The following is a 26298-nucleotide window of genomic DNA, read 5'->3' as shown; positions in this document are numbered from 1 at the left end:
CCAGGATCTTGGTGAGGAGAGAATCGTCTCTATGCCAGACGAGCGATCACGGGACAGCAGCGACCTCGGGAGCATGTCGCACATCAGGCGGGGCCTCATGGTTCTTGAGCAACTGGCCACCAAGTCTGCGACTGCGGCCGAGGTGGGCAGGCTGGTCAACGTGAACCGCAGCAGCGCCCTGCGGATCCTCGGCGACCTCGTGGACGCCGGCTACGTCGCCCGCGACGACGCCACCAAGGAGTTCACCATCCGCCCGGAACGCTTCTACGGGCTGATCGTCAACCACCCCGCCCACGAGCAGCTGATAGAGAGGGTCGGGCCCCTGCTCAAACGGCTGACCGGCGAGACCGGCGAGGCGTCGCTCTTCGCCGCCCCCGCCAGCGGCAACATGGTCTACGTCCAGTACCAGCCCTCATCGGAGGTGCTCACACTTCGCGAGCGGCTCGGCACCGTTCGGCCCATCCACTGCTCCGCGGTGGGCAGGGCCTACTTATCGACGTTCGACGACGAGGCCCTCGACGAGGTCCTCGGCACCCTGAACTACTCAGGCGGCACCAAGCGCGCCCCCAAGGGGCCGCTGGAGCTGCGCCAGCGGGTCGAGGAAGCCCGCGGTGTCGGCTTCGCCCTCGACCTCGACGAGACCCTCGTCGGCGCGTCCTGCGTCGCGGCGCCCCTGAACCACGGCGGCAGGTGCATCGGTTCGATCGCCCTGTCCGGACCGACCTCCCGCATGCCGCAGAACCGTCTCGTCGAACTCGGCGCCTTCCTGGTCCACGAGATCACGTACACGTTCTGACCCGGATCCGAGTCGTCCGCAGGTTCCCGAGACGGGTACGGCCCTTTCCGGCGGGACCGGCCGATCGGAACGTCGCGGTCCGGGCGCGACCGGGATCGTCCCTCACAGCGTGGTGAGGAGGCGATCGCGACGGGCCCGTCGCGGTTCGGCGTCCCGGTTCGCCGCCCCCGGAATAGTTGAAATATCAACTGAGTTGACGACGGTGAACTCCACAGGAAGGAGCACCACATGCCCGCCGTGACCGTCGACAACATCCTGGCCCTGCCCCGTATCCCGGAGAACCTGGGGATCGGCCGGAAGGTGCTCGCCGTCGAGACCGCGCCGAGCGGCTTCGAGGGCGAGGGCTTCCCGGTCCGCAAGGCCCTGGCCACCATCAAGCCCGAGTACCTCGACCCGTTCATCATGATGGACCAGATGGGCGAGGTGGACTACGCGCCGGGCGAGCCCAAGGGCACGCCGTGGCACCCGCACCGCGGCTTCGAGACCGTCACCTACATCATCGACGGCACGTTCGTCCACCAGGACTCCCACGGCGGCGGCGGGGTCATCGCGGACGGCGACACCCAGTGGATGACCGCCGGTGCAGGGTACTCCAAAGAACTAGATCGCTGATACCCTCCGGGACACAACCCCTCGTTCAGGCACATAGAGGTACTTAGTTCCCCCATGGTTCAGCAGCGCCGTCGTCGCGGCAAAGGGTACGTCAGGGTGTCGGCCATCATGGGCCGCGAAGAGCTCTTCTCCCCGGAGATCCAAGAGGATGCCATCCGGAGACTGTTCGAGCGAGAGAACATCGAACTGCTCGACGTCGTGATGGATCTGGACAAGTCCGGCCGCGGATTCGCCGAGCGCAAGATCAGACAGATGATCCAGGAGGTCCGGCGAGGAGACTACGAAGTCGTCGGAGTGTGGAAGTGGAATCGCTTCGGCCGGAACATGCGCCTGTCGTTGGCCAACATCCATGAACTGGAGGAAGAAGCCGGCGGTGAGGTCATCGCCGCTACCGAGCCCGGGGACGGCCGGACCACCATGGGCCGCTTCAGCAGGAACCAGATGCTCAGCGTCGCCGAGCTCCAGTCGGACATGATCTCCGATTCATGGAAGGACACTCACGCCGTACGGCTACGCATGGGCCTCCCCCACAACGGTCACGCGCGGTTCGGCTACGTGAAGGACGGCAAAGGATTCCGACCCGACGAGGAGCTGAACGGCCCGGCCCTGGCAGAGGTGTACGAGCGCTGGGTAGCCGGGGAGAAGCTCCGGGCCGTGGTACGGGACATGGCCGAGGTCGGCATCCGTGCACCGAACGACGACATCCTGGATAACAGCCGCTGGATAATGATCATGGACTCCGGTTTCGCAGCAGGGCTGATCCGGAAGCGCAAGCCGGAGAGTAAGTCCAAGAGGTTCGACAACTGGGACTGGTTCCCCGGCGCCCACAATCCGCTCATCTCGGCCGAACTCTGGGAGGCGTACAAGCGGAAGCGGCTGGCCAGCCTCGGGCGAAACTGGGCCGACCCGAAGGCGAAGTACTCGCTGTCCGGACTGATCATGTGCGGCCGATGCTTCAAGTTCAAGTGCGGCGCCACCGGCACACCGCGTAAGGCCGGAGAGGTCATGTTCCGGTGTCAGGGCCTAGTCACCAAGCAGTGCAAGGGCGTATACAGCCTCCTTCACCTCGGCGAAGCAGCCGTCCTGGCCTGGCTGGAAGAGCGGGCAACCGACGGCGGGAAGGTCGAACGTCTGGCGAAGAAGGCCGCGACCGTGAACCGGGAGGCGGCCGAGATTCGGCGACTGGAGAAGGTGATCTCTGAGACCGGCGCCGCCCTGGATCGGCTTCTCGACCTCTACGAGTCCGGCGGAATGTCGAAGGCCAAGTACTTGGAGCGGAAGGCCAAACGCGAGGGCGAGCAGCGGCAAGCTAGGATCACTCTGGAGGAGCTTCGCGAAGATCGGACCGAGGTTCCGGTGACCTTCTACAAGGACCTGCGTAACGCCTGGCCAAGCCTCTCAGATGACAGGAAGAGGCAGGCCCTCAAGCAGGTGATCAGGGAAATCATCCTTCACCCGGCCGGCCATCCAGGTGGACGGTGGGAAGTCGTCCCGTACTAGGCAGCCGCAGGGGTGTCGGCCGCCTGGCCGTCGACCAGACGACCTTCCCTCCACGCTTCGACAAGCCCCATCGCCAGCACCGAGTAGAAGCGGTTCCATCGCTCCGCCTCGGTGCACTCACTTGGATGCTTCGACCAGTCAATCTCTGCCACGCCCCGACGCTAAACCGCATCCCAACTTCGATGTCAATTCGCGCGATTTAGTTGACGCATCCCAACTCTGCCGTGATATCAGCGGCCCGCACTGGACGGCACCGCCGTTGGCCTGGCAACACTTCAAGACGCTTCAGGCAAGGCAGGCCCGTTCGCCTCGCCATAGGCATCGTCCACCATTTCAAGGAGAAGCGCGTAAAACAGCCCAGCTGGATCACGCCCCTTCACTGCCAGGTAAATCACGCTCCTGATGTCAGTCTCACTATACAGAGGGAGGGCCTCCCGGATCAGCCCAAGCATTTCTCGGAACTTTTCCGGGTTTTCAGATACCCACCCTCGCGCGCGCTCCACCTCCTTGAAGGCAGCACGTGCCCAAGCATAGAAAATTCGATTAACAGGATTGCTCTCCATGGGATGCGGTTCCTTGCGCATCGCCAGCTCACTGCTCAGTGAATACCAGTTTGCACGCTTGTACCCCTGGCGGTACACCGCGACGAGGCCGCATTTCTGGAGCTCTTCAATCGCTCGGCGGACCGTGCGAACATCCACCTGAAGCATCTTGGCCAGCGTCGCCTGGGTGAGGGAGACCGTCTTGCCAGCCCCCTTCCTGCGGTCGAGGAGGACCCACACGAGCAGGCTCAACTTCTCAACGCCTGACGTGATGAGCAACAAGGGAAGGCGTGTGAAATCCTTCTCCGGATCTCCAGCCTGACGGCCGCGAAACGTATCAGGAGCATTGGCCCGCGCTCCGAGGATCATGCGGTTACCAGTCTGCGTCCGCATCGTTTCCAAGAAGCCGAATTTTCGGAGATTACGGACAGCGCGATTCACCGAGCTGGTTGACACGGATAGCGCATTGGCGATCTCATCAGCCTTGAGAAGAGGCCAGACAACGGAACCGGCATCTCGCCATTTTCGGCAGTCGATGTATGCCCAGACGATGACATCCAAGGGGCGAAGGTGTCGCGAGTGGCTGACGGTCGCAGGGAGCTGCGAATACCGCTTGTCCTGCTTTTCGCCTGCTACGATGGACATAGATGAAGCTCCAGACTTCGTCTCACCAGCCCGGCGCTTGGCAGAGCGCGCGGGCTTCTTTTCCGTCTTCGATTCAGCGTAGCAGGATGATCTTTTTCAGTGTCAATCGTGATCATGACAGATGATGCTTTCACGACGGCGCGCATCGCAATCAAGTTGGGATATTTGTCGAGAGTCGACAATTCCGAGTTGGTATGCAGGCGGCGGATTTTGTAGGGTCTGCAGGTCGCGCTGGCCGGGATCTCAGCCTCGTCTGTTGTGTCACCGGTGCCCTCATCTGGGTCAGAGATGTCCGGTCACCGTGTCAGGGATGTCCTCCCAGATGTGTCACAGATGTCCTCCATAAAGAGAGGAGAGTATTAGGAGAGGTCTACTTCGTAGACCAGGCGCGCAAGCGCGCCCGGGGCCCCAGGCTGGGAGGGCTCAGAGAGTCAGGGCCGAGGCCGGGCACCGGCTCAGGGGGCAGCCGTGATACCTACTGCTCTCGAGAGTAGGTCCCACGGTTTCTGGATCTTGGGCACGGTTCTCGCCCCGAGGAGCAGCACAGTGGCCTTACTCGGCCACTCGAACGGTCGCGGCCCGCCAAGGAGGCGGCTCCAGGAATCCGAGCTGGCGAAGAAGATGTAGTCAATCTTCAACTCCTCGTCCCCGTCGCCTGCCTCGAACATGATCGGCCGACGCTCCGGACGGGAAACCGCGGGTATGGTCGCGAGCCGACCATAGGTGACTGGCCTACATCCCAGCTCTTGACATCAAGGTCGGGTTCGCAGAGCACGAACCTGATGAGTTGCCCACGTTCCTGATAGCGCAGAGAGAAGGCGGCCGGTTGGCCGCAGGTGGCGGCCTGGCAGTGCTGGGCGGCGTCCGGAGACGTGCCCATATCGGGCAGCATAGTCCTGAACATCCCAGTTCCATCCGGTTTGACACCTCCAAGATCAGACCGCGCTCGCAAGGCCCCCATTGGAGGCCGGGTAGCTGCGAGCGCGGTGTAGAACCTCACGGCTCGTGACACAGGGGCACTGACCAGCAGGTTCTAGGGCATCTCACACCGTGGCAGGATGCTCTTGTCTCAGGATCAGCAGCATCTCCTCGTGTTGGCTTCTGTAGTCATGACGGCCGGGTTCCGATCTGCCGACGGGCAGCGCCTCAGAGTGCCTCAGACTAGGAGGTCGGTTGCTCGTGGCGCGGCCTTCCCTCTCTGAGACCGGAAGCTCTGTTGTGATCCGAACTCGAAGCACCCGGCCTGCCTACGCGCAGCCGACAGTTGTGCGCAGGCAGGCTGGTGTCATCGCGGTAGCGGCCTAATCGCGAGGCCCTCTTCGGGCGGCCGAGTGCCCTCCACGGCATGCTTCAAGCTCTCAATGATGTTTCCTGCCTGGACGTTGAGGCGCTCGGATTCGTTCGCCTCCCAAGCCGGGATCATGCCAGCTGCGGCAGCATGGCTGCGTGCGTCATCGACCCGCGTCACCAAATCCCTGGTGAGGGACTCGATCTGGTCCAGCAGATTTCGTACACCCGCCTTCCTTCTATCGGCGAGTTCACGGTCGCTGGGCGGCGGCGCCCCACGAAACAACGGCTGCTGCACCTGCCTGCCAGCCGTCGGCGCGGACGAAGGTGCGGTGTGCGGAGGCTTGGAGGGTTCGGTGTACGGAGGCTTAGGCAGGCGCAGGCCCTTTCCCTTGGGGAAAGCGTCGTCGAACCACGCCTGATCGGCGACCATGCCAGCGGCGTCGGCGTGCCCTAAAGGGTCAACGCGCCGCGGAGCACGCCCCTCCTCCATCGCGGTGGCCATTTCGCGCATCAGCCCCACTGCCTGCGCCCGTCGGGCGTTCATGGCAGCGAGCACATCCGGGATACCGCGCCGGGCCCGAACGCTGGCCCCGGACTGGTCGTCTGCGCCGCGGTTAGCCTGGGCGCCCATGGAACCGCGATCGGCGTCGGCGAGCTTGAACGCGGCCAGCCACTGTGGCGCCCGATAACGGAGCAGCTCATCGAACGCATCGGCGTCTTTGTCCGCGACAGTCAGCAACTGCACGGCGCTCTTACCGCTGAGTGTGACGCCACGCCGGGCATTGACAACTGGGACGGTGTTGTCGTCCACACGCGGGTTCCACGCCTCTGGCCAGCTCACCGAGCACAGCGCAGAGTAGGCCCGCAACCGCTCGGTCGTGTGCTGTGAGTTCAGCAACTCGCCGTAAGGCTCCGCCATCGCTTTGCGGATCAGAGGACGGCGGCGGCTGTCTCCTGCGACAGGGAAGAATTGAGCGAGCAACAGCATGCAGCGCAGGTCTCGCTGCTCACAGACGCCAGCATCGGGTGGACACTCGCGCAACCGTGTGATCGGCAGGTCTCCAGCGAGCACCCCGAACACGGTGTCGTCGAGGATCCCGGCGACCCGGTACTCCTCCAAGACACGACGGCCGATCGCGCGGTCCTGATTGCTTGCCGTGAATTCCAAGTTTGCGTGGATGTGGTCGCGCCGATTCCCAGTCTGCACCGTCTGGTACAGCAGTTCGGGCTTGGTGCAACCGACAACGAGCCGGGTCTCCACGACGGCGACCTGGAGCGCGAGTCGCGCCGAGTACTCATCTGAATCGGCATGCTTCAGCTCAGCATTGCGCTCGTCCACCCACAACTGAAGGGCAGCAGTCACGTCCGGCGCCGTGAGCAGCGCCGTCTGGTTGGTGTTCAGGATCTGATGGCGACTCTTCGTCCGGTTGTTGCCCTTGACGGTGGGCCAGGCCCAGAAATCGCCCTCAGGGGTGCGATAGACCTGGGCGACCATCATGCAGGAGTCCTCCTGCCCGCTCAGCAGCAGGTCGGCGGTGAGATCGTAGCCGCGACGGCCGTCGCCTTCGGCGAGCAGTTCCGCGGAGCGCTTGACCACCTCGACAACGCGCTCGGCACTCGTCATTGTGACGCTCAGCGCGGCTGTTGGTTTGCCGTCCGGACCATGCCAGACCTCGATGGGCGGAAGCATCCACTTTGCGGTGGCCGAGGCCGGGTCGGCCGGGGAGGCCCAATAAGTGTCGTTGCGCTCGTTACGTTCCCAGGTACTACCGGCACAGCCAAGCAGCCGCAGGGAAAGCTCCAAGGCGTCTTCGCCGCCGGCACGAATGGGGCGCAGGCGAGAGGGGTGGATTTGTTCGCGGCCTCGTTCGCTAGTGATTAGGTGCTCGACCGGCTCGGCAACGTAGACAAATGCGGCCGTCAGCGCCTCGCGGGGCACATTGATGCCATCAGTAGCCAACGCGGCCTCGACCAGGCGGTCGACAGTGTCGGGTGTAGGCGGATCCGGATACTCGGATAACACTTCAGCGGTCACGATTCGGGACACTCCTGACACGTAGAGTAAAAGCAAGACGAGATGCTAGCGCTTCATGTGAGCCGAGTTCGGGCACTTGTTCGATGTCGCCAACCTGTGCGCTCATGACGCGCCGCATGAGGGCTGCCATGAGGTGTCCGGTTCAGTCGCGCACAGTTCCGCCTCGCTCCATCACTCGTAGCGCCAGCCGCGAGATTCAACCACTTGTCGAGTCCGAGACGGAGGTGACAACTACTTTCGGCGCCGCCACGTGGTCGGCAAGCTTGACGTCAACGATCACTGAACCAGTCGGATCAACAACAGGAAGTCGGAAACATGCCTGCGGACCGTACCGTCGAGCGCGACTGTAAGGAGGAAGGGCCGACGATAATGCCCAAGACGAACGTATCGAAGTCAGCGAACAGAAGCCGGGTCAGTTCAAGATGGGATTCTTAGAACACGACCGCATTGAGCAGCGGACTGATATGTGCCTGAATAATACTTCTTTCCCTTACTTCAACAGAACCTTCGCCAGGGTACGGCCCTCTGCAACGTCGAGAGGCACCTCCAGCCACTCGGCGTTTTAAGAACTTACGACCTCCCTGATTGGGGCCGAGGCATGCTGGCGCGATGTGGAAGGAGCCCCTCCGCGTGAGATATGGAGGGGCCCCGGTGCTGCTGGTGGATCAGATGGCGGCCGGGGGCTTCTTGTACCAGTCAGTAATCACCTTGGTCAGGTGTACTACGTTCTGCTGACGCATGATCGGGGCGGAGGCGTTCGGCTCGAAGTCCTCGTTCGCAGCCGTAGTACGCCAGAGGCTGTCCTCGGTGACCGGTGCGGCCATATGCCGGTCAAGCCGCTTGAAGAATTCCTGGATGTCACCGTCCTCGGCTCCGTCCTCGCGCAGGTTGCGGTAGACGCCGCCGATGACCCGGAGCATGCCCACCGAGCCCAGGAGCGAGGACTCACGCAGCCTCATGGCCTTAGTGGGGGGCGCCGGCGGCTCGTTCTTCTTCTTCTCGGAGAGCGAGGGGTCGTAGTTGTCGACATCCTCCTCGGTGATCTCCGCGAGCGCAGTGAAAGCGACGGAGATGACATCCAGGAAGCCGCGGACACTCTCGATGACCTCGTTATCGGTCAGCGACTCAACCTTTTTGCTGACGCGGCCACCGGGGCCAGCGATAACGGCCCGCGTGATGTCGGCAACGTGCTTGGCACCCATCAGGTTGCGGTTGGCCAGGGTCATCCGGTCCCGCTCGATGTCAATCTTGCCCAGGAAGAGAGGGTGGGTGACGATGTCGCTGAGCGTGCGGTTGGCGATACGTGAGGTGTCGAAGCGGGCCCGGACAGCGCCGGAGATGCCCTTGGCGTTGTCCGCAACGTCGACGAACATCTGCTGCCCCTTGACGCCGTCAGGCTCAACGTAGATGTCAATGCCGACAAACTCGTCCTTGAGTCGCTGCATTCGGCCGATCAAGGCCTCACGTTCCTGCTCCAGCTTCGCCTTCTTAGCCTCGTTGGCGCGGTGGATCTCCCGGTCGACGCGGGAGACCTCGTCCGTGATGCGCTTCTTCTCCAAATGGACGCCGAGGATGCGGTGCTGGCCGTCAATCGTGATCAGGCGTCCGATGCCGCCAATGGACCACGGAACGGTAAGGTAACCGATCGAGCCGTCTTCACTGATCGGCTCGAAACGACAACCGCCGGTGTCGCGGATGAGGAGGGCCGGAGCCACCCAGCCAGGGTTGTCGGCAAGGTACTGGCCGAAGCCCTTGGCGTGGTTGATGTCTACCTTGCGGTTGTCCGGGTCCGGCTTGATCGGGTCAGGGATGGTGAGGATGACCGAGAGGTCGGCGAGCGGGATGCGCGTCGTGTAAACAGTCCGGCCGCCCTGGCTGGTCCGGATCGCCAGGTAGGTGGACTCCTCGCGCACCAGGGAGAGACGTGACGAATCGACAGTGATGGTCATAGATAACTTTCTTTCCGAGCCCGCAGGTTGCTATGTGTCTCACATAATAATGAAAGTCATCCGCACTGCACGCTGTTCGGAAATTTAGCCTCTTAATTGTCGATTTTGTCGACAAATAGGCCAAGGTGACCGATTTACCGTGGCAAATGTCACGTTTATCACGGAAAGGCCTTTAGCGTAATCATCGTGACCTGCGACGGACCATTCCAGCTGCCGGAGTGAGGTGTGCGTATTTACTGCGGCAGCATGGAAGGCGGGACGGGCATGGTCATCGGACCAGTGACCGAGCTCGGGGGCGGGCACGCACTCCGACTGTCCCACGCCTGGGTGGTGCCCCTGTCTGCCCTGCTGTCGTCGTACACCGCAACAGTCGAGCGATACCTCACCAGTGCGGCATCGCGAACTCCTCTGCTCGGATCCCCCAGATCTCGCTGACGATGTGGGGGGATGTTCGCTGGCTACCTGGTGCCGACCGACCCTGCCCGCCGGGGCGCGAAGCCGCCCGTCTTCCCTGTCGCCTCGATCGATGACTCGGCGTCGGCGGAGGTATTGGCTGAGCTGACAGCGGCGCGGACGAGCGAGATGGACGCCGACACCGTCAACTGGGAGCTGTCCATCGTGCGCAAGGCGATTGGCTGGTGGCAGCGCCAGAGGGGAACTCTATATATGCAGGTAGCGCTCTACAGCCCCGTGACTGGATTATCGGTCCAGCGGTCTCCCTCTTCGAGGTAGCCGAGCAGCGCGCGGGAGCCGTCGGCCCAACCGCCATGACGGCCGATCCGCTCCAAGTTGGCTCCAGCCCGTCGGGCGGCAGTGGCGAAGCCCCGGCGCAGAGAGTGGCCGGTCCATCTACCGTCCAGTCCGGCCGCTTCGGCGATGCGGGTCACGACATCAGCGGCGGCCTCGGAGGTCATGCGGCCGAGCGGGTCACCAATGGGAAGCCCCTTGCGCATCATCGGCGGGGCGATGCGGCCGTGACGGTCGATACGGACCAAAAGCGGTCCAGTCGTACGTCCCTGGCTGGCCATCGCGGTGATCAGAGCACGTACCGTGCGGACGGGGCAGGTTGCCGGGTTGCTGCCATAGGGAACGGCGACCTCGGTGAACGCCTTGATCTTGCGGCGGTAGATCGTAACCAGCAATCCGTCAGGGGTTTCGGTGACATTGGAGATGTCCAGGGCGACCAGCTCGGAGACGCGGGCGGCGCAGGCGTAGCCGAGCAGCAGGAGGGCGGCGTCCCGCATTCCTGCCAGCGTCGCCCGGTCGAGGGTGGCCAGCATGGCGCGCAGCGCTCCGGGGACGGCGGGATCGGCCTTGCGGGTCTGTGCGGCCGGGTCGTGTGTCAGGGCCAGGCGCTCGCGGTAGCCGCTCAGCACCTTACGGGCGGCCTTGGTTTCTGGCTGGACGGCCTCGGCTGCCGAGTGCATGGTCCGGATGGCGGCCAAGGCTCGTTCGATGCTGGAGGGCGACAGCGGGCGGCCGGTGCGCGCCGAGGGGGTCACCGTCAAGTGAGTGACGTATTCGGTGACGGTCTGCACGGTGGCGGGCATCGACACTCGGCCCTGCCGGTCGCACCAGGCGGCGAACGTCTTCCAGTCGGTGGCGTACGCGCGACGGGTCGCCCCCGGGATTCCCGCGGCGATAGCGGCCTGGGCGGTGTGGCTGAGGTGGAGATCGGCCTCGGCGTGGATGGACACTTCGGCGGCGAGGGTGGGGACGATTCGCGCCTCGGCGTATCGGGCGATCTCGGTCACGGGTGGGGGCTCCGCTCGTTCATTTCTGACTCTTGAGAAGAAATATTATCAGGAGCCAGAGTCGACTAACTGCGCCTTCGCCCCCAGACGCACCGGCCAGACCCAACATGGCAGAGAAACTATCTCCCCGCGCTGGATCCGGCTCTGCCCCGCGGATCCACCGTCTTCCCTCAAAAAATCTTGAAGTCAGAGTTCATGCACACGCCTCGTTCCGCCTCTTACTCATGAAGAGCTCATCACCGGCCCCACTCCCTGTAGAAGGAGATGTGCATGGACGTACTCACAGCTGTGGTCGCCCTCGGCGCAATCATCACGGTCCGAACGTGCGGTCTGCTGGAACTGTGGTTGCGCTCGCGGATACGACGTGAAGAGATTCGAGACCGATACCTCACCCGCATGAGCAAGGCGGTCGCCCGGGGCGGCCGGCTGGAGTTCGACGAGCAGGGGGGCGCGAGTCACCACATGCATGTGAAGATCGTCGGCACTCCGGCGTCGCAAAGAAACCAGGCAGCATGAGCGATCATGAACCGGAGCGTACCCTCCCTCCGCCCCTCCTCCCAGTTAGTCCCTCGGACGCTCTCGACCAACCCGACACAGCGCGTCTCGCGGTTGACCATGAGTTCTCCACCTTCTACCGCACCACTATCCGCCAGCTGGTCGTTTTCCTGCTCAGCCAAGGCGCCGAGCTGACCGTGGCTGCGGACATCGCTCAGGACACGATGACCAAGGCATACCAGCGCTGGACCGAGATCGATCAGCCCAAGGCATGGGCCTACGCCGTGGCCTCCCGCGCTTTGATTCGCAAGATCGTCGACATCCTCGAGGACCCCTGCGACCAACTCCCCGAACCGACATCATTGCTACCCCACCCAGACGCCGCCGCAGAATGGGAGGCCCGCCACGACACACTGCGGATGCTGCGAAACCTGCCGCCCCGGCAGCGCCAGATCCTGGCCTGGACCCTCGATGGCTACACCCCCACCGAGATCGCCGAACAGCTCTGCATAACCCCCAACACAGTCAGCGCCAATCTCAAGAAGGCCCGCCGCGCCGCCGCCCACTACCTCAAGACCAGAGAGGAGGAGCAGTGAACGCCCATCACCCGCCTGAGCACCACGACGCTGCCGTCGACCGCTGGCTCAACGAGCACCAACACGTCCTCGAAAGCGGCCTCGGTTCTCTCCTTGATATCGAAGCTGGTCTACAGGAGGTCCTGCTCCAATCCCGTCACTCTGTCCTCGGGAACGACCTAGACACCGTCCTGGATGTCGAAGCCGGTCTGGCTGCGATCCTGCCTGCCAAACCCCCATCCGCACCGGTCGCCCAGTCGGGGCTGCGCACGGAGGAGCGAGGTCACACTACTGTCGAGCAGTTCCTCCGGTCAGTCAGCCCCGAAAGCCGCCTGCTACTACGCCGTCGCCCCGTCGTCGTATCAGCATCCCGCCACCTCGAAGAGGTCCTAACCCTCAACGACATCCTCACCCGCGCTCACCGGCTTGCCCACGGCTCCGACCGTATCCGCGACCCTTATCGCATCCGCTACCTCATCATCGACCTCGTCGAAAACCTCGCACACGCCAGCGACCTCGCCCACGACATGGCCCTCAACTTCATGCTCCCCCACCTCCTCGTCCGTGACCTCACCCACATCTACGAAATCGTGGGCAACCTTTCACTTGACCTCACCCACGCCTCCAGCCGTGTTAACGACCGCCCTCTTATCTCTGCTCTTTCCCAGGAGCAGGCCCTCGCCCTCGCCCACACCCTCGCCCGTGTCTTCGCCCTCGCCCTCGCCCGCACCGACGACCTCATCGGCTTTTGCGTGGACCAAGTCCGCCGCGCCATCGCCCTGGCACTAGGTCAAGATCTACCTGTTCTCCACAAGGAGTTGATCAAGGCTTTCCTGGACGACTTCACGACAGCTGATCTACGCGCCGCAAACGTGATCAGCGTCGACCTCACTGGTGTGCAGTGGTCCGAGAGCAGAACAAAGTGGTCAGAAGAGATGGACGTCGAAGCCCTCAAGGCCCGCTCAAAAGAGACCGGTATGGGAAGCGGGATCTACGTCGTCCAATCAGGTCCGGCAACGGTGCGCGGCTTCGCCGATCTGGCATGAACGAAGGCGACCGTCGGACCAGACAGTACGTCCACGCCTGCGTCGCCTCTTTCTACCGTGCTCCGGCCAGCCGCACAGAACTGCGGCGAGCTGCCACCCATGGGACACACGCGGTCGACAAGCGGATCTCTGCCGACACGCACGACAAGAGCGCGTATCGCACACGTCAATCGGTCATACCGGACGTCTTCGGAGTTGACGTTGCCGTACAGGCATCGATGGCTCTAGCGTCTGTCCCGCATAGCCAGATCATCCGGGTCGAGCTCGTCGGATGGCCCGGCGAGGCACCCCGGCGTCCTGCTGGGAGAGAAGGTTCGTCCGTGCAAACGGAGACCCTGAAGAAGGGCCACGGGACAGCGCCGAGACGGCGGCTGAGCGGTACTGGAGGACTCGTACGCATCTCGCCTACGTGAGGTTTGTGATATGGGCCCTGTGGATGCTGTTCACCGTTGGTGAGGCTTTACCTGTGCATCCCCTCCTGTAGGGGATGGAGGGCCTCCTGCCGCAGGTTTCCCGACCTCAATGGGCAGGAGGCCTTCCGCCTTCACAGGGCTGACTGTAAAGAGTGCCACCCCTTAAGCCTGGTCATCATACGAGCCACCGCGTGAAAAGTCTTCTCTCTCGTCTTACCCCAGAGATAGGCGAGGAGACGAGTTCTCAACCCCGACACCGGCCAGGTCGACGTTCGAGACCACGTAGCCGGTGATGACGGCTCACAACACCAGAGCCGTTTCATCGGCTTTCTCCCGGGCTGCCTGGCTCGTACTGTTCGTACTCAGCCCGGGCGCGGCTGACTCGTTTGGCCAGACGCTCGATCACCCCGGGGTCGTAGCCGGCCTTCTCTCCCGCCCTACGACCCGAAGATCTCCACCGCCAGTCCAGACTCATCAGGCCCAGGATCTCCAGGGCTAACCTGCCGTTGGGCGGGGTAGTCCGCACCGTCTTAGCGCCGCCTGGGCGGACGGTGCGGGAGATCTCGATGCCACCGCCCGCATCGCGGAACGCAGCCGTCAGCAGGATTTCGTGAGCTGTCGCCCGCGCGTGCGTAAGAGCCTGCACGAACTGCAGATACGGCTCGGGATGTCGGCGAGACTCGTGTCACCAGGTACACACGATCGCGATCGCCTAGGTCAGCAAGAGTTAGATCTGAGTCCTATATCGAGTGAGAGCGACCAATCCGGATGACAGCTGGCGGCACGCGGTCCAGGATCAAGGGTTATGCGACCGTTTTCTTCCCGCGTCATTGGCTATGCGGCTCAACAGATTCCCGAGAAGTACACCATGGGGGAAATCGAGATGCTGTTCATGGCGGCAGGGCTAGATGAGTACTATTCGTCCGCTTATGGGAAGCTTGCGACGGTCTCCAACACCGTGAGGACTGCAAAGGCTGCGGCGGACAGTGGTGATGTGGCAGCAACAGAGGGTTTGAGTGAGCTGGTCATTGCAGTGGCGACCAAGCTTGCGCCGCTGTACCCAGAGGGCGAGTTAGAGCATGGCACGCCGTTGTGGGAGCTGCGGGAACGCTTGCTGGTCGATGGCTTCGACCTACGACGGATGTTTTCAGCCGATGGTTACTTCCGCGGGGTGCGGATCCTTCCGATCGACGAACCAGAGATCCCGCCCGGCAGGAGCATCACAGCCCTGGAAGACGACCTTGCTCGCCTCGGTCTGACGACCGCGCTCAATCACTACCAGCAGGCCGTCGACTGTTATACCGACAACCGGATGGAGGCGGCGAACGGCCAATTGCGTGCGATGTTCGAAGCAGTCGTCGTTCACTTTGCGCAAAAGAACGGCTTCGTCGTCGCTTCCGGCCACGGCGGTGGTGGCCCCGCGATCAACCATCTCATCAACTCCACTGCTCTGCCGGAGCGTGACGGCGGTGGTTACCTCCGCGGACTGTGGCAAATCTCCCACACCAATGGGCCGCACCCGGGTGTGACTACCGCTGCGGAAGTGCACCATCGTTTGCTGAGCCTTACCTGCGCCGCCCGGTTCCTCATTGACAAACTGGCTCCCCCGACTCCGTGACCGTGGAGCTTGCATGCGCCTACTGGTCTCCAAGGAGGATCGGTACAGACTTTGGCAGTAGGGCAGGATGTGCTGCCGTTTCAGCAGCCCAGGTGCGGCGGACACCAGCCAGTGATACTTGACAGAATATCGGTGCTGTCCGATCCGCTTTGTAACGATCAGACGCCATTCGGTTAGGCGCGGGCCGCAGACCGCTGGAATGGAGAGCATGCCGTTATTTCCGCCTCACCGCCCCTCCGGAGCCGATGTGCCTGTCGTCGCGGCAAAAATAGTTCCGCCGCAGTTGCGCACTCCCAGGCCTGCCGCATGGTGGATCATGCCGATCACACTGCTGGTGGGCGGTGTGGTCGGCGGGGTAGCTTGGCTGCTGCTAGCCGCCGGGTGGAGCGCGGCCGAGGCCACTATTCGTCAGGGCGCGGTTCAGACCGCGCTGGCGGCTGGCGCTGGGGTCGGCGCGGCGATCACACTGATGCTCGCCTTCCGCCGCCAACGCCATCAGGAGCACACCGCGCACGTCACCGCCTACCTCGCTGAACGCAACGCCGCGTTGGCTGAGCAGGTGGCCGACAACACCAAGTACGACGCCACCGAGCGGCGAGTGACCGACCTATATACCAAAGCTGCCGAGCAGCTCGGCCATGACAAGGCCGCCGTCCGCCTGGCTGGCTTGTACGCGCTGGAGCGCCTGGCCCAGGACAACCCGCCCCATCGCCAAACCATCATCAACCTGATCTGTGCCTACCTGCGCATGCCCTACACCCCACCCAAGGTCGCACACGCCCCTAATCCCGAGCGAGATCGCAAGGTCGCGTTGCGAGCGGCTCGGCGCCGTCACCAGGCCGCCCGCGCCGGCATACTCCTGCTTGCCGAGCCCGCGTCTCGGCAGGAAAGCGGTGGCCAGGAAGGCGAACTGCAGGTGCGGCTGACCGCTCAGCGTATTCTCAGCGTCCACCTGCGCGACGACCGCCCCGCGGACCAACCCTCCACGCTCCCGGCCGCACCGGCCTTCTGGGAGGGAATGAGTCTGGACTTGACCGGCGCCACCCTCATCGATTTCAACCTGACCAATGGTCGCGTCACCGACGCCGGCTTCGAGCGAGCAGTCTTCTACGAAGACACTGTCTTCCGCGGGACAGCCTTCACTGGGGCAGCCAGGTTCTACGAGGCGACCTTCCGCGAGATCGCCTGGTTCGATAAGGCGACTTTCGCCGAGGTCGCCGATTTCGTGCGGGCAACCTTCTGTAAGCACGCTGGGTTCGACAAGGCAACCTTCGCCGAAACTGCCCGGTTCGGCGAAGTAACCTTCGCAGGAGAAGCCGGGTTCCGCATGGCGACCTTCCGCAGCGTAGCCCGATTTGAGGCGGCGGCCTTCACCGAGGACGCCTGGTTCTTCGGGGCGACCTTCGCCGAGCGCGCCTGGTTCGACAAGGTGATCTTTGCCGGAAACGTCTGGTCCAACAGAATGGTGGTAGTCGATCCTGCGGCCGCACATGTGTGGCCTGATGGGTGGCGACTGGAAACGACACCAGATGGGACCAGTCACCTGGCCCAAGAGGAGGTAGGAAGCGGCTTGGCCCAAAATTCCTGATCAGAGGCGGTACCAGTCCGAGACCCTCCAGCATTGCGGGAGGATCAGCGACACCGTAGATGTCCCCCGGCGAACCACACAGGAGCGCTGGCCGAAAGCGCTGCTCGCTGACCAACGTCCTGGTCGCCGCCAAACACCTCGGACCAGTGGCGAGAGTGTGAATTCTCGTGCCTGAATTACGATAAGTGAACTTACGTACCTTCTAGCCGAGTTTTGGGCGCTAACTGTCGGAAACTTAGGGGTCCCAACAGCTGGACTGCTGCGCCTGCGCACCCCCGATACCTCCCGCCATCGGGGGTGAGACGTAGATAGAAAGAGCGTTCGCCCTATCCGGTAATCGGTAACAAATCGGCTACCCTCCCCCACCTGCCATCAGCTGGCGCCAAGCTGGAAAACGTGCCGCCCCCTCTCCCGTCGTCAGGTCCTGAGACCGCGTCCCAGGCCCCACACCGCTCCCGTACTCGTCGCGCTGTGACCGCCGTGGTAATTCTCGTCTCGCTGGGACTACTGGGAGCCGGAGTGGTCGGATTCTTCGCCGACCCGCTGCACATACCGGACGAAGTCCTTGACGTGCTGGACAAACGCGCCAGCGTGATCAGCATGTTCACTGGCCTAGTTGGACTGCTCATCGCTGGCGCCGCCCTTCTGCTGCAGCTCCGTAGCCCGTCGCTTTCAGCCGTAGCACCGCCTGCGGACAACGGCGTGCCGACGCGCGCCTACAGCGGAGACCACATCGACCTCTCTGGCGGCGTCTTCCACGGCTCGGTCACTGGCACGGCCACCACCCGAGCGGAGGCGGCCGGGCGAGGTGCGGCTGCGCTGGGAGGCAATAATCCCGGCGTCATCGTCACCGGTAGAAATGCGTCGATCACCCTGACCAATGTGCCCGTGGGGATGGCCGCAGCCGGGCCGGGACTGCCGCCGGTAACCCAAGTGCCTGCGAACAGTTTGTTCAGCTTGCCACGGCGGGCCTCGGCAGTGTTCATCGGTCGCGAGCCGCAGTTGCGGCAGTTGGCCCAGGCATTGAAACAGGGGCCAGGGATGGTCGCTCAAGCCGTGGTCGGGTTAGGTGGCATCGGCAAGACCGAACTAGTTCTGCAACACGCCACCATCCACCGCCACGATTACGACCTCATTTGGTGGATGGACGCCGAAACGTCGGGGGCCGTGCGAGTGGGCTTGGTCGAGCTATGTCGGGCCTTGTGCGCTGGCACGGCCTCGGCGGCCGCTGCCCAAGCGTTGGCTCAAGAAGCCGAGGACTGGGCGCTGGCCTGGCTCAACGCCCACTCTCGGTGGCTACTGGTATTCGACAATGTCGAAGAGGCTGCTCATGTTCAGCCGTATCTAGGGCGGCTGAACACCGGCCATGTCCTGATCACCAGCCGCCGCAGTACCGAGTGGACCGACGCGGGCACCGTGGTACAGCTGGAAGTGCTAGAGCACTCCACGGCTGTGACAATGCTTCGCGAGACGATCGGCGAAGCCGCCGCCTGGGATCAAACGCTGGCTGAAGAGCTCGCCAAGGAACTGGATGGGCTGCCGCTGGCGTTGCGGCACGTCGGTGCCTACATCGCCACTGTGCCTGGCATGGATCTGACCCGTTACCTGCGGCTGTTGCGCACTGCCCCTGTCTCTGCGGGTGGCCGACCAGGAGTACTGGAAGTGGTAGGCCGCTCACTGACGCTCACCATCACCCGCATCACCCAGATCAATCCTCTGGCCACCAAGATGCTGCATCTGCTGGCCTGCTACGCCCCTGAGCAGCTGCCCTGCCAGGTGCTGTACGGCATGCAAGACGCCAACGAGGTCGCGGTGGCCGAGGCGCTACGGGTGCTGACCTCCTATAACATGATCAGTCGCTCGGCCGATGGTGATGCGGTCATCATGCACCGCTTGGTCCAAGCAGTTATCCGCACTGACCTGTCCAAGCGCCAGCGCACTGCCATCCGCAAGCGCGCAGCTGCGCTCATCGATGCGGCCCTGCCCGATGACCCGACAGACAGCACCTCCTGGCCTGCCTATGCTCAGTTGCTGCCCCACGCCCGAGCCATACTGACTCCCCGCTCCGGCGGCATGGTCAAGACCATCATCTACCTGAATGCCAGCAGTAACCACCACATCACCGAGCTGTATACCAAGGCCGTCGAGCAGCTCGGCCATGACAAGGCCGCCGTCCGCCTGGCTGGCTTGTACGCGCTGGAGCGCCTGGCCCAGGACAACTCGCCCCATCGCCAGACCGTCATCAACGTGATCTGCGCCTACCTGCGCATGCCCTACACCCCACCCAAGGCCGCCGCACAGAGCGATCTGGGCCACACCGTCCCATGCGCCACCGTCGCTAGAGTCTCCACCTCTGCCACTGGGCACGATCCGTACGAAGAACGCCAGGTCCGCCTCACCGCGCAGCGCGTCCTAGCCGATCACCTGCGTTACTCCTCACTTGCTAAGCACCAAGGTTGGCAGCGCCTGACCTCGCCCCCAGCCCGGTTCTGGCCCGACATCCGACTTGATCTGACCGGCGCCACCCTCATCGACCTTGACTTTGTTGCATGTCGTATTACCGAAGCACAGTTCAGCGGGGTGACCTTCATAGGGAACGCCGTGTTTAGCGGGATGACCTTTACGAGGGACGCTTGGTTCGACGGGACGACCTTCACGAGGAAGGCTGTGTTCAGCGAGGTGACCTACGGAGGGGACACTCGGTTCGACGGGGCGACCTTTCAAGAGTGCGCCCGGTTCGACAGGGTGACCTTTATGGAGAGCGTCAGCTTCAGCGGGGTGGCCTTTATAGGGAAGGCTGTGTTCAGCGAGGTGACCTACGGAGGGGACACCTGGTTCACTGATGCCCGATTGTCACAGCCGGATGGTGAGCACTGCTTGCCAACTGGCTGGAAGGTCATTCGACAAAAGGACGGCTTCGGGCGAATCCAGTGGGACGATACCGCAACGGAATCGTCCAGTGGGGACGGCGCCCAAGCCGGCACAGAGCAGGAACAGGCTCCAGAAACCGGCACCACTATCGACGAAGCTTCCGATGAGGGTGATGACATGTGAGCTGCGCCGGAGGCCGCAGCAGGTAGGGCTGCTACCGTCGCGCTATGTCGTGGGATTGTGTCCGCAGCAGGGAACCTTATAGGTCAGGAAAGGCACGCTCACGAAAAATCTCACGTACCTCGCTAAGGGTGTTATGCACAGCTTCCAGGTTACGTTCAGCTGTATCGAAGACTTGGGCCACCATATCGGGAACCATATTTCGCCGATTGACCACGTTGAGCATGTTCGCGGCAACCAGCATCGACGGACCGATCACCCCCACCAGTATCTCACCCTCGTCGGTAGCTTCTCTCAGGGTCAACGCAGTGCGGTTGATTCGTTCTTGCAAAAGGAGCGCCCACCCTCGCCTGACCTGCTGCGGGTCACCTCCGCCAAGTCCGACCAGCATGTCCATATACCTGGCGTTAGTGCCCATCAAGACATGGACACGATCAGGAAACGACGTTGGACGGGCACTCGACCATGCATTACCGCCGAGAGGCTCGACATGAAATAGGCTCTGGACGAGCAGGCGCTGCCGCACAAGGGTGGAGCTCATGGTGCGTAACCCCGATGCGGTGGATCACCTTTGTTCGGAATGCGGAGCCAGCACACGCGCCAATCAGCGCACCGGCCGCCTGTACTCCCATCCCATACCTAAATCAACCAAGGTTTGCAGCGCTTCCGGCTCCTTGGTCTTGGAGCCCGCGGGAGGCACGCCGCCTATGTTGCCTCCCCTGGAGGAACCGCACAGCACACCGCCACCCACCAAGAGACACGCTGTCCCGCCCGAGGGGCCGTCGGTGAGCGTGCGCACGATGTCGAGCGGCCTGCCAGGTTTGGGCAAGAAGCGCTGAAGACACCGACCACCAGTTTCAGAGTGGCAGCACGCACGGACCCGTGCGCGCGAGAAGTACCGCCTCTTGGTACAGCCTCCCGCCTCGGTTTCGGCGTGCAGCACGTTTGGCGCCTTCACCAGGGTGCCCCCACCCTTAAACGGCCCCGAAGAGGGGTGCCCCGTCAGACCGTTCAAGCAGGTGTCTGCCCTGACAGGGAGACAGTGGCTGCCTAGGTGCACAGCGGTTCGACATCCCGACTCACCATCCGGAATAGTTGAAATATCAACTGAGTTGACGACGGTGAACTCCACAGGAAGGGAGCACCACATGCCCGCCGTAACCGTAGACAACATCCTCGCCCTGCCCCGCATCCCGCAGGACCTGGGGATCGACAGGAAGGTGCTCGCCGTCGAGACCGCGCCCAGCGGCTTCGAGGGCGAGGGCTTCCCCGTCCGCAAGGCCCTGGCGGCTATCAAGCTCGAGTACCTCGACCCGTTCATCATGATGGACCAGATGGGCGAGGTGGACTACGCGCCGGGCGAGCCCAAGGGCACCCCCTGGCACCCGCACCGCGGCTTCGAGACCGTCACCTACATCATCGACGGCACCTTCGTCCACCAGGACTCCCACGGCGGCGGCGGCGTCATCGCGGACGGCGACACTCAATGGATGACTGCTGGATCTGGCCTGTTGCACATCGAGGCGCCGCCGGAGTGGCTCGTCCAGCAGGGCGGCCTCTTCCACGGCATCCAGCTCTGGGTGAACCTGCCCTCCAAGGAGAAGATGCTCACCCCGAAGTACCAGGACATCGGACGCGCCAAGGTCTCCCTGCTCAGCAGCCACGACGGCGGCGCCCTGGTCCGCCTGATCGCCGGCGACGTGGCCGGACACGCAGGCCCCGGCTCCACCCACACCCCGATCACCCTGCTCCACGCCAGCATCAGCCCCGGCGCCCGGCTCACCATGCCCTGGCGCAAGGACTTCAACGCCCTGACCTACGCCCTGTCCGGCAAGGGCAGCGTCGGCACGGAGAAGGCACCCATCACCAGCGGGCAGCTCGCCGTCTTCGAGGGCTTCGGCAACCGCCCCGGCCTGACCACCGACGCCGAGACCATCACCATCACCGCCTCACCCACCTCGGGCCTGGAGGTCATCGTCCTCGGCGGCGAACCCATCGGCGAGCCGGTCGCCCACTACGGCCCCTTCGTCATGAACACCCACGAAGAACTCGTCAAGGCCTTCGACGACTACAAGGCAGGCCGCCTGGGCTCGATCCCGGCCACCGAAGCGTGATCACCATCTCATTGAAGACCGCCACCGGCGAAGGAAGTAGTAGGTATTCGGCCTGAACGGCTTCCGGCCGTTTTGCAGAAAACCAGCTTCCTGCACTTGGGACGGGCCACACGAAACGCGGAACAACATACCAACAACCGCTCGGCCGCACCGGGGCAGGCAGGCACCTGACCACGCATGCCCTGGTCCGTCCTGAACTGGGAAAACTTCTACCGTGTTGCTTCTCGTCCTCTCCTTCGGAAACATGACCGGCCAACGGGCCAGAGAGGAGATACCTACTACTTCATCGGTCGGCCAACCGGAACGGGGCTGTTTCACGTTCCGATCGTCCGGCGCCACGCGATTGCCCGATATCCGCCGTTTGGCGGCGCTCAGACCGACGGGTGGATGCCCAAGGCAAGGTGCGGGTATCCCGCGTTGATCTTCTCCCCGAGCTCAATGCCGAGGCTGTCGACGAACTCGGTGATGGCCGCGGTGGCCTGCTCGATGCTCTCGGCTTCGCCCTTGAACTCGAACTCGACGAAGTCGCCGAGACCGGTCACGCTGTCGAAGGCCAGCGCGATGCCGTCCAGGTGCCACTCCTCGCGCGTCTTGTCCACGACCGTTAGCTCGGTGAAGTCCAAAGCCGCCAGAGTACGGCGGACAGCCTCGGCATCGGAGATCGCGCTCTCGTACTCGTCGCAGTGCGTCTTGATCTTCTCCTTCAGCGGGTGCCACCGCTTGAAGTTCAGGGACGCGCTCCCGGCCTCCTCCCTGATGCGCAGCCACTCGGAGATGATCTCCCCGCCGAGGAAGTCGCGGTGCGGGGCGTTGAAGTAGGTGTCCACCTGACGGGAGGACTCCTCGGCCTTGGCCCCGCGCTCGGTGAGGGTGGCCTTCAACTCGTCCACCGGGCTGAGGAGGCGGAACTTCTGCTCAACCTCGATGTACTTCATGCGCTGCTCCTATCGGCCGCGGACGGGTGGGTGGGTGTGCTGGGCCAGCATGACGCGAAGAGGTGCCGTGAGGTGCCGGATCTCGTCAATGTCCTGTGGACTCAGGGGGCACCGCAGAACGTCGAGGTTGGCGGTGATTTGGGCGGGGTTGCGGAAGCCGACCAATGCGACCGCGTTCGGATCGGCCTGAAGGGCGTAGCACAGGGCTACTCGCGCCAAGTCGACGGGCCGGTAGCCGAAGCGGTGCCCGAGGGCCGTCAGGCCGTCGTGGATGATTCGCAGGATCGGCCGGGTGAATCGGGGGTCGGCGTGGCGATGGTCCTCGGGCGGAAAGAGCGGCGGCGCGTCCGGGCTGTAGGTGCCCAGGAGGAGCCCCTGGCCGAGGACCTGCTTCATCAGTACCCCTACCCCGCGCTTACGGGTGAAAGCGAAGATGTCGGTCTCTGCCAGCGAATAGGTCAGGCTCATCAGGTTGTGACGCACGGTGACCACGTCAGGCCGGATGCGGTTGAACAGATACAGGAATCGAGCCGTCGCGGTGGCCTGGGGGTGGCTCGGGTCCGTTGCCCATTCCTCGGCGAACTCGTGCGGTGCTCTTATACCCATGGCGCGGATCAAACCGTCGGCCCGAAGACGTCTCAAGGTGTCGGCGGCCTCGTCCAAGTAGCGGTCGGCCGGGCCAAAGTCCGCGCTGTGCAGGAAATACAGATCCAGGTAGCCGGTGCCGAGGTTGTCGCGGGTGGTCTCGAACTGGCGTAGGAGCTGCCGTTCCTGGTACGGGTGCACGGCGGTGCCTGCGAAGTAGCCCACTTTGCTGGAGACCACGATCCGGCTGCGGTCGACCTGGCCCAGCAACCGCCCGAGCAGTCGCTCCGACTCGCCCAGGCCGTAGACGTCGGCGGTGTCGTACAGGGTGATGCCCAGCTCAAAGGCACGGGTCAGGGCCGCGTATGCCTGGTCAGGGTCGATCCCGGCCCAGCCGATGGGCACTCCGCGGTTGCTGGCCAGGCCGCCGATGGTCCAACAGCCGGCGCCAATGGCCGAGACGTCGCGGGCGAGCCCGGGAAGGTGCCGATGCTCCATGTCGTTCGCTCCTGTCACGTCCCGCAGGGATCTGCGGCGTTGATCAGCCGCCACCCTGTCGTGTCGGCCCATCGTGTGTGCTCCTGCTCCAGGACTCGCGCGTTCTCCGGTGGCAGAGCACTGATGACCTGCTCGACGACCAGGCCCATGCGTTCCCGCAGAGCGCGAATCTCGGTGTCCAGGACCTGATGCAGGCGTGTGCCCATCCGCTCGGCGTCGGCCGAGGTCAACGAGGTGCCGTCGATGGCCTGGATCATGTGCCCGAACACGGTGTAGGCGGCGTCCTTGATGACCACGCGGGCCTGTCGTACGGCCTGGCGTGGGTGACCGTCGAGGATCTTCTCCAGGGACTTGAGGGTGTAGTCCAAGGCGAAGTTGCGGTCCACCCACAGCTGTGCCCATTGGCTGCACGCTCCGATGCGAGGGTCGGCGAACCGGGCGTCCTGTCGGCCCATCGACGGCCGGATGTCGCCGGTCAGGCCAGCGGCCTGGGCCTGCTTGGTATAGGCCGCGCCGATCAGGCACTCCATGGAGACCAGCATGTAGGAGATGCCGCTGTAAAAGGGCCTGCCTGTCGTGGTCCGGGCGACGAACTCCGGGTCGCGAACACCTTCGACGATCTCCTCGGGCGTCAGGTGTGGCAACGGCTTCAGCAGAAGGTCCGTGCGTCCCTGGAACGCATGGGTCGCCTTCAGTTCGTCGAGGGTCATGAGCTGGTCGAAGGTGATGTAGGTGAAGCGAGTGGGGACGCCCAGAGCCGACAGGGTACGGATCGCCAGGACGTTCTGTTCGCCGGTGGTCTCCTTGTTGAAGCGGGTAAGGATGGAGTCCACGCCCGACTCCACGCCGAACAGGCAGCGGCGCAGGCCACGCTCCACCAGGGTCCGCCACATGACGGCGCGCTCTTCGTGCCAAGCATGGTCCCGGTCCCGTCGGACCACCTGGTCGATGCGGCAGCTCGTCTCCCACCGGAATCCGGCGCGGTGGAGGGTGTTCGCCATCTCCAGTGCTCTTGTCACCGCGTCAGGGCCGCGTCCCACGAACTCCTCGTCAACCAGGTACACGGTGCGGGAGATACCGGGATAGTGGTCGAAGATGCGCCCCATCTGATCGAGGATCCAGGGAAACGAGGCCGGTTCGGCACCTGACCATCGGCCCTTGTGACCACGCGGGCAGAACGAACAGAAGTTGGTGCAGCCGCGCGAGCCTTCGAGCTGGGCCACGCCGTGGTGATCGAAGGTGGCGGGCAGGAGATCCAGTTCGGGCAGGATGTCGTCCTGAGCACGACTGATCGGCTTGGCGGTGTGCCGTCGGCCGATGGTCATGGTCCCGGTTCCTCGGGCGGCGCCGTTGTAGCCGATCCCGTGAACTTGACCCTGGACGATGTCGCCATGCCAGTAGGTCAGAAGATCGGCGATGGTCGACTCTCCGGCTCCTCGGGCGATCAGCAGTCCGGTGTAACGATCCAAAAGCAGACCCTCGTTACGCGCGGTGAGGCTGCCTCCGGCGACGACCAGGGGCGGAGTCGACAAGCGGTAAACGGTGTCCAGCAGCTCGATCATCAGGTCGTGCTGGCCGAAGGTCGCCGAGATCCCGAGGATGTCGGGCTGGTCGTCGATGACGTCCCGCATCAGGTCCGGCAACGTGACTCCCAGCTGCATGTCGGTCAGGGTGACCTCTCCCAGCAGGGTGGAGCGGGCGGCCCGAGCCAGGTCGCTGATTCCCAGGGGGAAACGCGGCAGCGGGAAGTGTTCGGGGTGGTAGAGAGCGGTCAGCAGGATACGCGGCCGGGAGAGCCGATGAACGGCGTGGTCGTCCAGGCTGGCTGCCGACAGCCAGGAGTCGGGGGTCTCCAGCTCCAGGTGGCCGGCCGTCCATGCGGGCCACTCCCGGCTGTCGTGGGACTCGCCGGACAGGTCTGCGACCAGCCAGGTCATGTCTTGCTGCTGGAGGAAGACCAATCGCCGGTCCAACGTGCCGGTTACGCGAACCTGGGCGACACGGCCACCGATGCGGCTTTCGAGGTGGGTGCGTAGTCGGGGTGGCGTGATCAGCAGCCGGTCCAGGTCTGCGGTGTCGGGTGGGTTGTCCTGGTCGGGGGCAGCCTTCCGAAGAAGGATGTTCAGCCTTTCAACCGGAGTCCGGGCATGGGTGGTTCGCGGGTCACGTCCAGCGGAGTGGTGTATGAGTTGATCTCCGCGTGATCCTGTTTCTGCAGGTTAAGCGGTAAGTGTCTGCGGGATGGGGTTGTGCTGCG

General features: G+C 63.7%; 19 protein-coding genes. 10 read left to right on the top strand and 9 right to left on the bottom strand.

Annotated features, from left to right (window positions below; all coding sequences use genetic code 11):
- The first annotated feature begins 31 nt into the window (after positions 1-31).
- The 3 genes from PKF00_RS33850 to PKF00_RS33840 all read left to right on the top strand — a co-directional run bounded on the left by PKF00_RS33850 (position 32) and on the right by PKF00_RS33840 (position 2908).
- Positions 32-796: an IclR family transcriptional regulator gene (locus tag PKF00_RS33850; protein ID WP_271221782.1), complete on the top strand. Its 765-nt coding sequence runs from the start codon at positions 32-34 to the stop codon at positions 794-796.
- A gap of 228 nt (positions 797-1024) precedes the next feature.
- Positions 1025-1408: a pirin family protein gene (locus PKF00_RS33845; RefSeq protein ID WP_271221781.1), complete on the top strand. Its 384-nt coding sequence runs from the start codon at positions 1025-1027 to the stop codon at positions 1406-1408.
- Positions 1409-1462: 54 nt separating this feature from the next.
- The gene (locus PKF00_RS33840; RefSeq protein ID WP_271221780.1) at positions 1463-2908 is read left to right on the top strand and encodes a recombinase family protein; all 1446 of its coding nucleotides are present in this window, start codon (positions 1463-1465) and stop codon (positions 2906-2908) included.
- Here PKF00_RS33840 and PKF00_RS33835 read toward each other — a convergent pair.
- From PKF00_RS33835 to PKF00_RS33815, 5 genes are all read right to left on the bottom strand, one after another.
- Positions 2905-3060, bottom strand: coding sequence for a hypothetical protein (locus PKF00_RS33835; RefSeq protein ID WP_271221779.1), 156 nt, complete (start codon positions 3058-3060; stop codon positions 2905-2907). The genes PKF00_RS33840 and PKF00_RS33835 overlap by 4 nt on opposite strands.
- A gap of 123 nt (positions 3061-3183) precedes the next feature.
- Positions 3184-4095 carry an HTH domain-containing protein gene (locus tag PKF00_RS33830; RefSeq protein WP_271221778.1) on the bottom strand — a complete coding sequence of 304 codons (912 nt, stop codon included), beginning with the start codon at positions 4093-4095 and terminating at the stop codon, positions 3184-3186.
- Positions 4096-5380: 1285 nt separating this feature from the next.
- Complete coding sequence (locus PKF00_RS33825) at positions 5381-7420, bottom strand: hypothetical protein (protein ID WP_271221777.1); 2040 nt, start codon at positions 7418-7420, stop codon at positions 5381-5383.
- A gap of 665 nt (positions 7421-8085) precedes the next feature.
- Positions 8086-9369 (bottom strand): DNA sulfur modification protein DndB, encoded by a 1284-nt coding sequence (locus PKF00_RS33820; RefSeq protein ID WP_271221776.1) that lies wholly within the window; start codon positions 9367-9369, stop codon positions 8086-8088.
- A 680-nt stretch (positions 9370-10049) separates the two neighbouring features.
- On the bottom strand, positions 10050-11123 hold the full coding sequence (locus PKF00_RS33815) for a site-specific integrase (RefSeq protein ID WP_271221775.1): 1074 nt from the start codon (positions 11121-11123) through the stop codon (positions 10050-10052).
- Between the two features lie 270 nt (positions 11124-11393).
- On the opposite strand from PKF00_RS33815, the gene PKF00_RS33810 reads away from it, so the two are divergent.
- From PKF00_RS33810 to PKF00_RS33785, 6 genes are all read left to right on the top strand, one after another.
- Positions 11394-11639: a hypothetical protein gene (locus tag PKF00_RS33810; protein ID WP_271221774.1), complete on the top strand. Its 246-nt coding sequence runs from the start codon at positions 11394-11396 to the stop codon at positions 11637-11639.
- Positions 11636-12214, top strand: a complete 579-nt coding sequence (locus tag PKF00_RS33805; protein WP_271221773.1) for an RNA polymerase sigma factor — start codon at positions 11636-11638, stop codon at positions 12212-12214. Before PKF00_RS33810 ends, PKF00_RS33805 begins: the two co-directional genes overlap by 4 nt.
- Positions 12211-13239: a hypothetical protein gene (locus tag PKF00_RS33800; RefSeq protein ID WP_271221772.1), complete on the top strand. Its 1029-nt coding sequence runs from the start codon at positions 12211-12213 to the stop codon at positions 13237-13239. Before PKF00_RS33805 ends, PKF00_RS33800 begins: the two co-directional genes overlap by 4 nt.
- A 1218-nt stretch (positions 13240-14457) precedes the next feature.
- Positions 14458-15270, top strand: coding sequence for a hypothetical protein (locus tag PKF00_RS33795; RefSeq protein ID WP_271221771.1), 813 nt, complete (start codon positions 14458-14460; stop codon positions 15268-15270).
- 316 nt (positions 15271-15586) lie between these two features.
- A complete protein-coding gene (locus PKF00_RS33790) occupies positions 15587-16858 on the top strand; it encodes a pentapeptide repeat-containing protein (RefSeq protein WP_271221770.1) in 1272 nt (423 codons plus the stop codon).
- 471 nt (positions 16859-17329) lie between these two features.
- Positions 17330-19912: a pentapeptide repeat-containing protein gene (locus PKF00_RS33785; RefSeq protein WP_271221769.1), complete on the top strand. Its 2583-nt coding sequence runs from the start codon at positions 17330-17332 to the stop codon at positions 19910-19912.
- Positions 19913-19988: 76 nt separating this feature from the next.
- On the opposite strand, the gene PKF00_RS33780 is transcribed toward PKF00_RS33785, so the two are convergent.
- A complete protein-coding gene (locus tag PKF00_RS33780; RefSeq protein WP_271221768.1) occupies positions 19989-20450 on the bottom strand; it encodes a hypothetical protein in 462 nt (153 codons plus the stop codon).
- Positions 20451-21057: 607 nt separating this feature from the next.
- On the opposite strand from PKF00_RS33780, the gene PKF00_RS33775 reads away from it, so the two are divergent.
- Entirely contained in the window at positions 21058-22023 is a 966-nt protein-coding gene (locus PKF00_RS33775) for a pirin family protein (RefSeq protein ID WP_271221767.1), read from the top strand.
- Between the two features lie 371 nt (positions 22024-22394).
- On the opposite strand, the gene cyaB is transcribed toward PKF00_RS33775, so the two are convergent.
- The 3 genes from cyaB to PKF00_RS33760 are packed head-to-tail and all read right to left on the bottom strand — an operon-like array spanning position 22395 to position 25978.
- A complete protein-coding gene (cyaB, locus tag PKF00_RS33770; RefSeq protein WP_271221766.1) occupies positions 22395-22958 on the bottom strand; it encodes a class IV adenylate cyclase in 564 nt (187 codons plus the stop codon).
- 9 nt (positions 22959-22967) lie between these two features.
- The gene (locus PKF00_RS33765; protein ID WP_271221765.1) at positions 22968-24041 is read right to left on the bottom strand and encodes an aldo/keto reductase; all 1074 of its coding nucleotides are present in this window, start codon (positions 24039-24041) and stop codon (positions 22968-22970) included.
- Between the two features lie 14 nt (positions 24042-24055).
- Entirely contained in the window at positions 24056-25978 is a 1923-nt protein-coding gene (locus PKF00_RS33760) for a B12-binding domain-containing radical SAM protein (RefSeq protein ID WP_271221764.1), read from the bottom strand.
- Positions 25979-26298: the final 320 nt, after the last annotated feature.

The organism is Streptosporangium carneum (genome assembly GCF_027922005.1).
GTDB classification, from domain to species: Bacteria; Actinomycetota; Actinomycetes; order Streptosporangiales; family Streptosporangiaceae; genus Streptosporangium; species Streptosporangium carneum.
The sequence above is the reverse complement of the archived record's forward strand: the minus strand, read 5'-3'. Positions and strand labels throughout refer to the sequence as shown.

Coding starts and splice junctions, on each gene's coding strand:
- PKF00_RS33845 (WP_271221781.1), top strand. CDS start 1,025: ATGCCCGCCGTGACCGTCGACAACATCCTGGCCCTGCCCCGTATCCCG.
- PKF00_RS33840 (WP_271221780.1), top strand. CDS start 1,463: ATGGTTCAGCAGCGCCGTCGTCGCGGCAAAGGGTACGTCAGGGTGTCG.
- cyaB (WP_271221766.1), bottom strand. CDS start 22,958: ATGAAGTACATCGAGGTTGAGCAGAAGTTCCGCCTCCTCAGCCCGGTG.
- PKF00_RS33820 (WP_271221776.1), bottom strand. CDS start 9,369: ATGACCATCACTGTCGATTCGTCACGTCTCTCCCTGGTGCGCGAGGAG.
- PKF00_RS33830 (WP_271221778.1), bottom strand. CDS start 4,095: ATGTCCATCGTAGCAGGCGAAAAGCAGGACAAGCGGTATTCGCAGCTC.
- PKF00_RS33780 (WP_271221768.1), bottom strand. CDS start 20,450: ATGAGCTCCACCCTTGTGCGGCAGCGCCTGCTCGTCCAGAGCCTATTT.
- PKF00_RS33765 (WP_271221765.1), bottom strand. CDS start 24,041: ATGGAGCATCGGCACCTTCCCGGGCTCGCCCGCGACGTCTCGGCCATT.
- PKF00_RS33810 (WP_271221774.1), top strand. CDS start 11,394: ATGGACGTACTCACAGCTGTGGTCGCCCTCGGCGCAATCATCACGGTC.
- PKF00_RS33760 (WP_271221764.1), bottom strand. CDS start 25,978: ATGACCTGGCTGGTCGCAGACCTGTCCGGCGAGTCCCACGACAGCCGG.
- PKF00_RS33795 (WP_271221771.1), top strand. CDS start 14,458: ATGCGACCGTTTTCTTCCCGCGTCATTGGCTATGCGGCTCAACAGATT.
- PKF00_RS33850 (WP_271221782.1), top strand. CDS start 32: ATGCCAGACGAGCGATCACGGGACAGCAGCGACCTCGGGAGCATGTCG.
- PKF00_RS33805 (WP_271221773.1), top strand. CDS start 11,636: ATGAGCGATCATGAACCGGAGCGTACCCTCCCTCCGCCCCTCCTCCCA.
- PKF00_RS33775 (WP_271221767.1), top strand. CDS start 21,058: ATGCCCGCCGTAACCGTAGACAACATCCTCGCCCTGCCCCGCATCCCG.
- PKF00_RS33790 (WP_271221770.1), top strand. CDS start 15,587: ATGCCGATCACACTGCTGGTGGGCGGTGTGGTCGGCGGGGTAGCTTGG.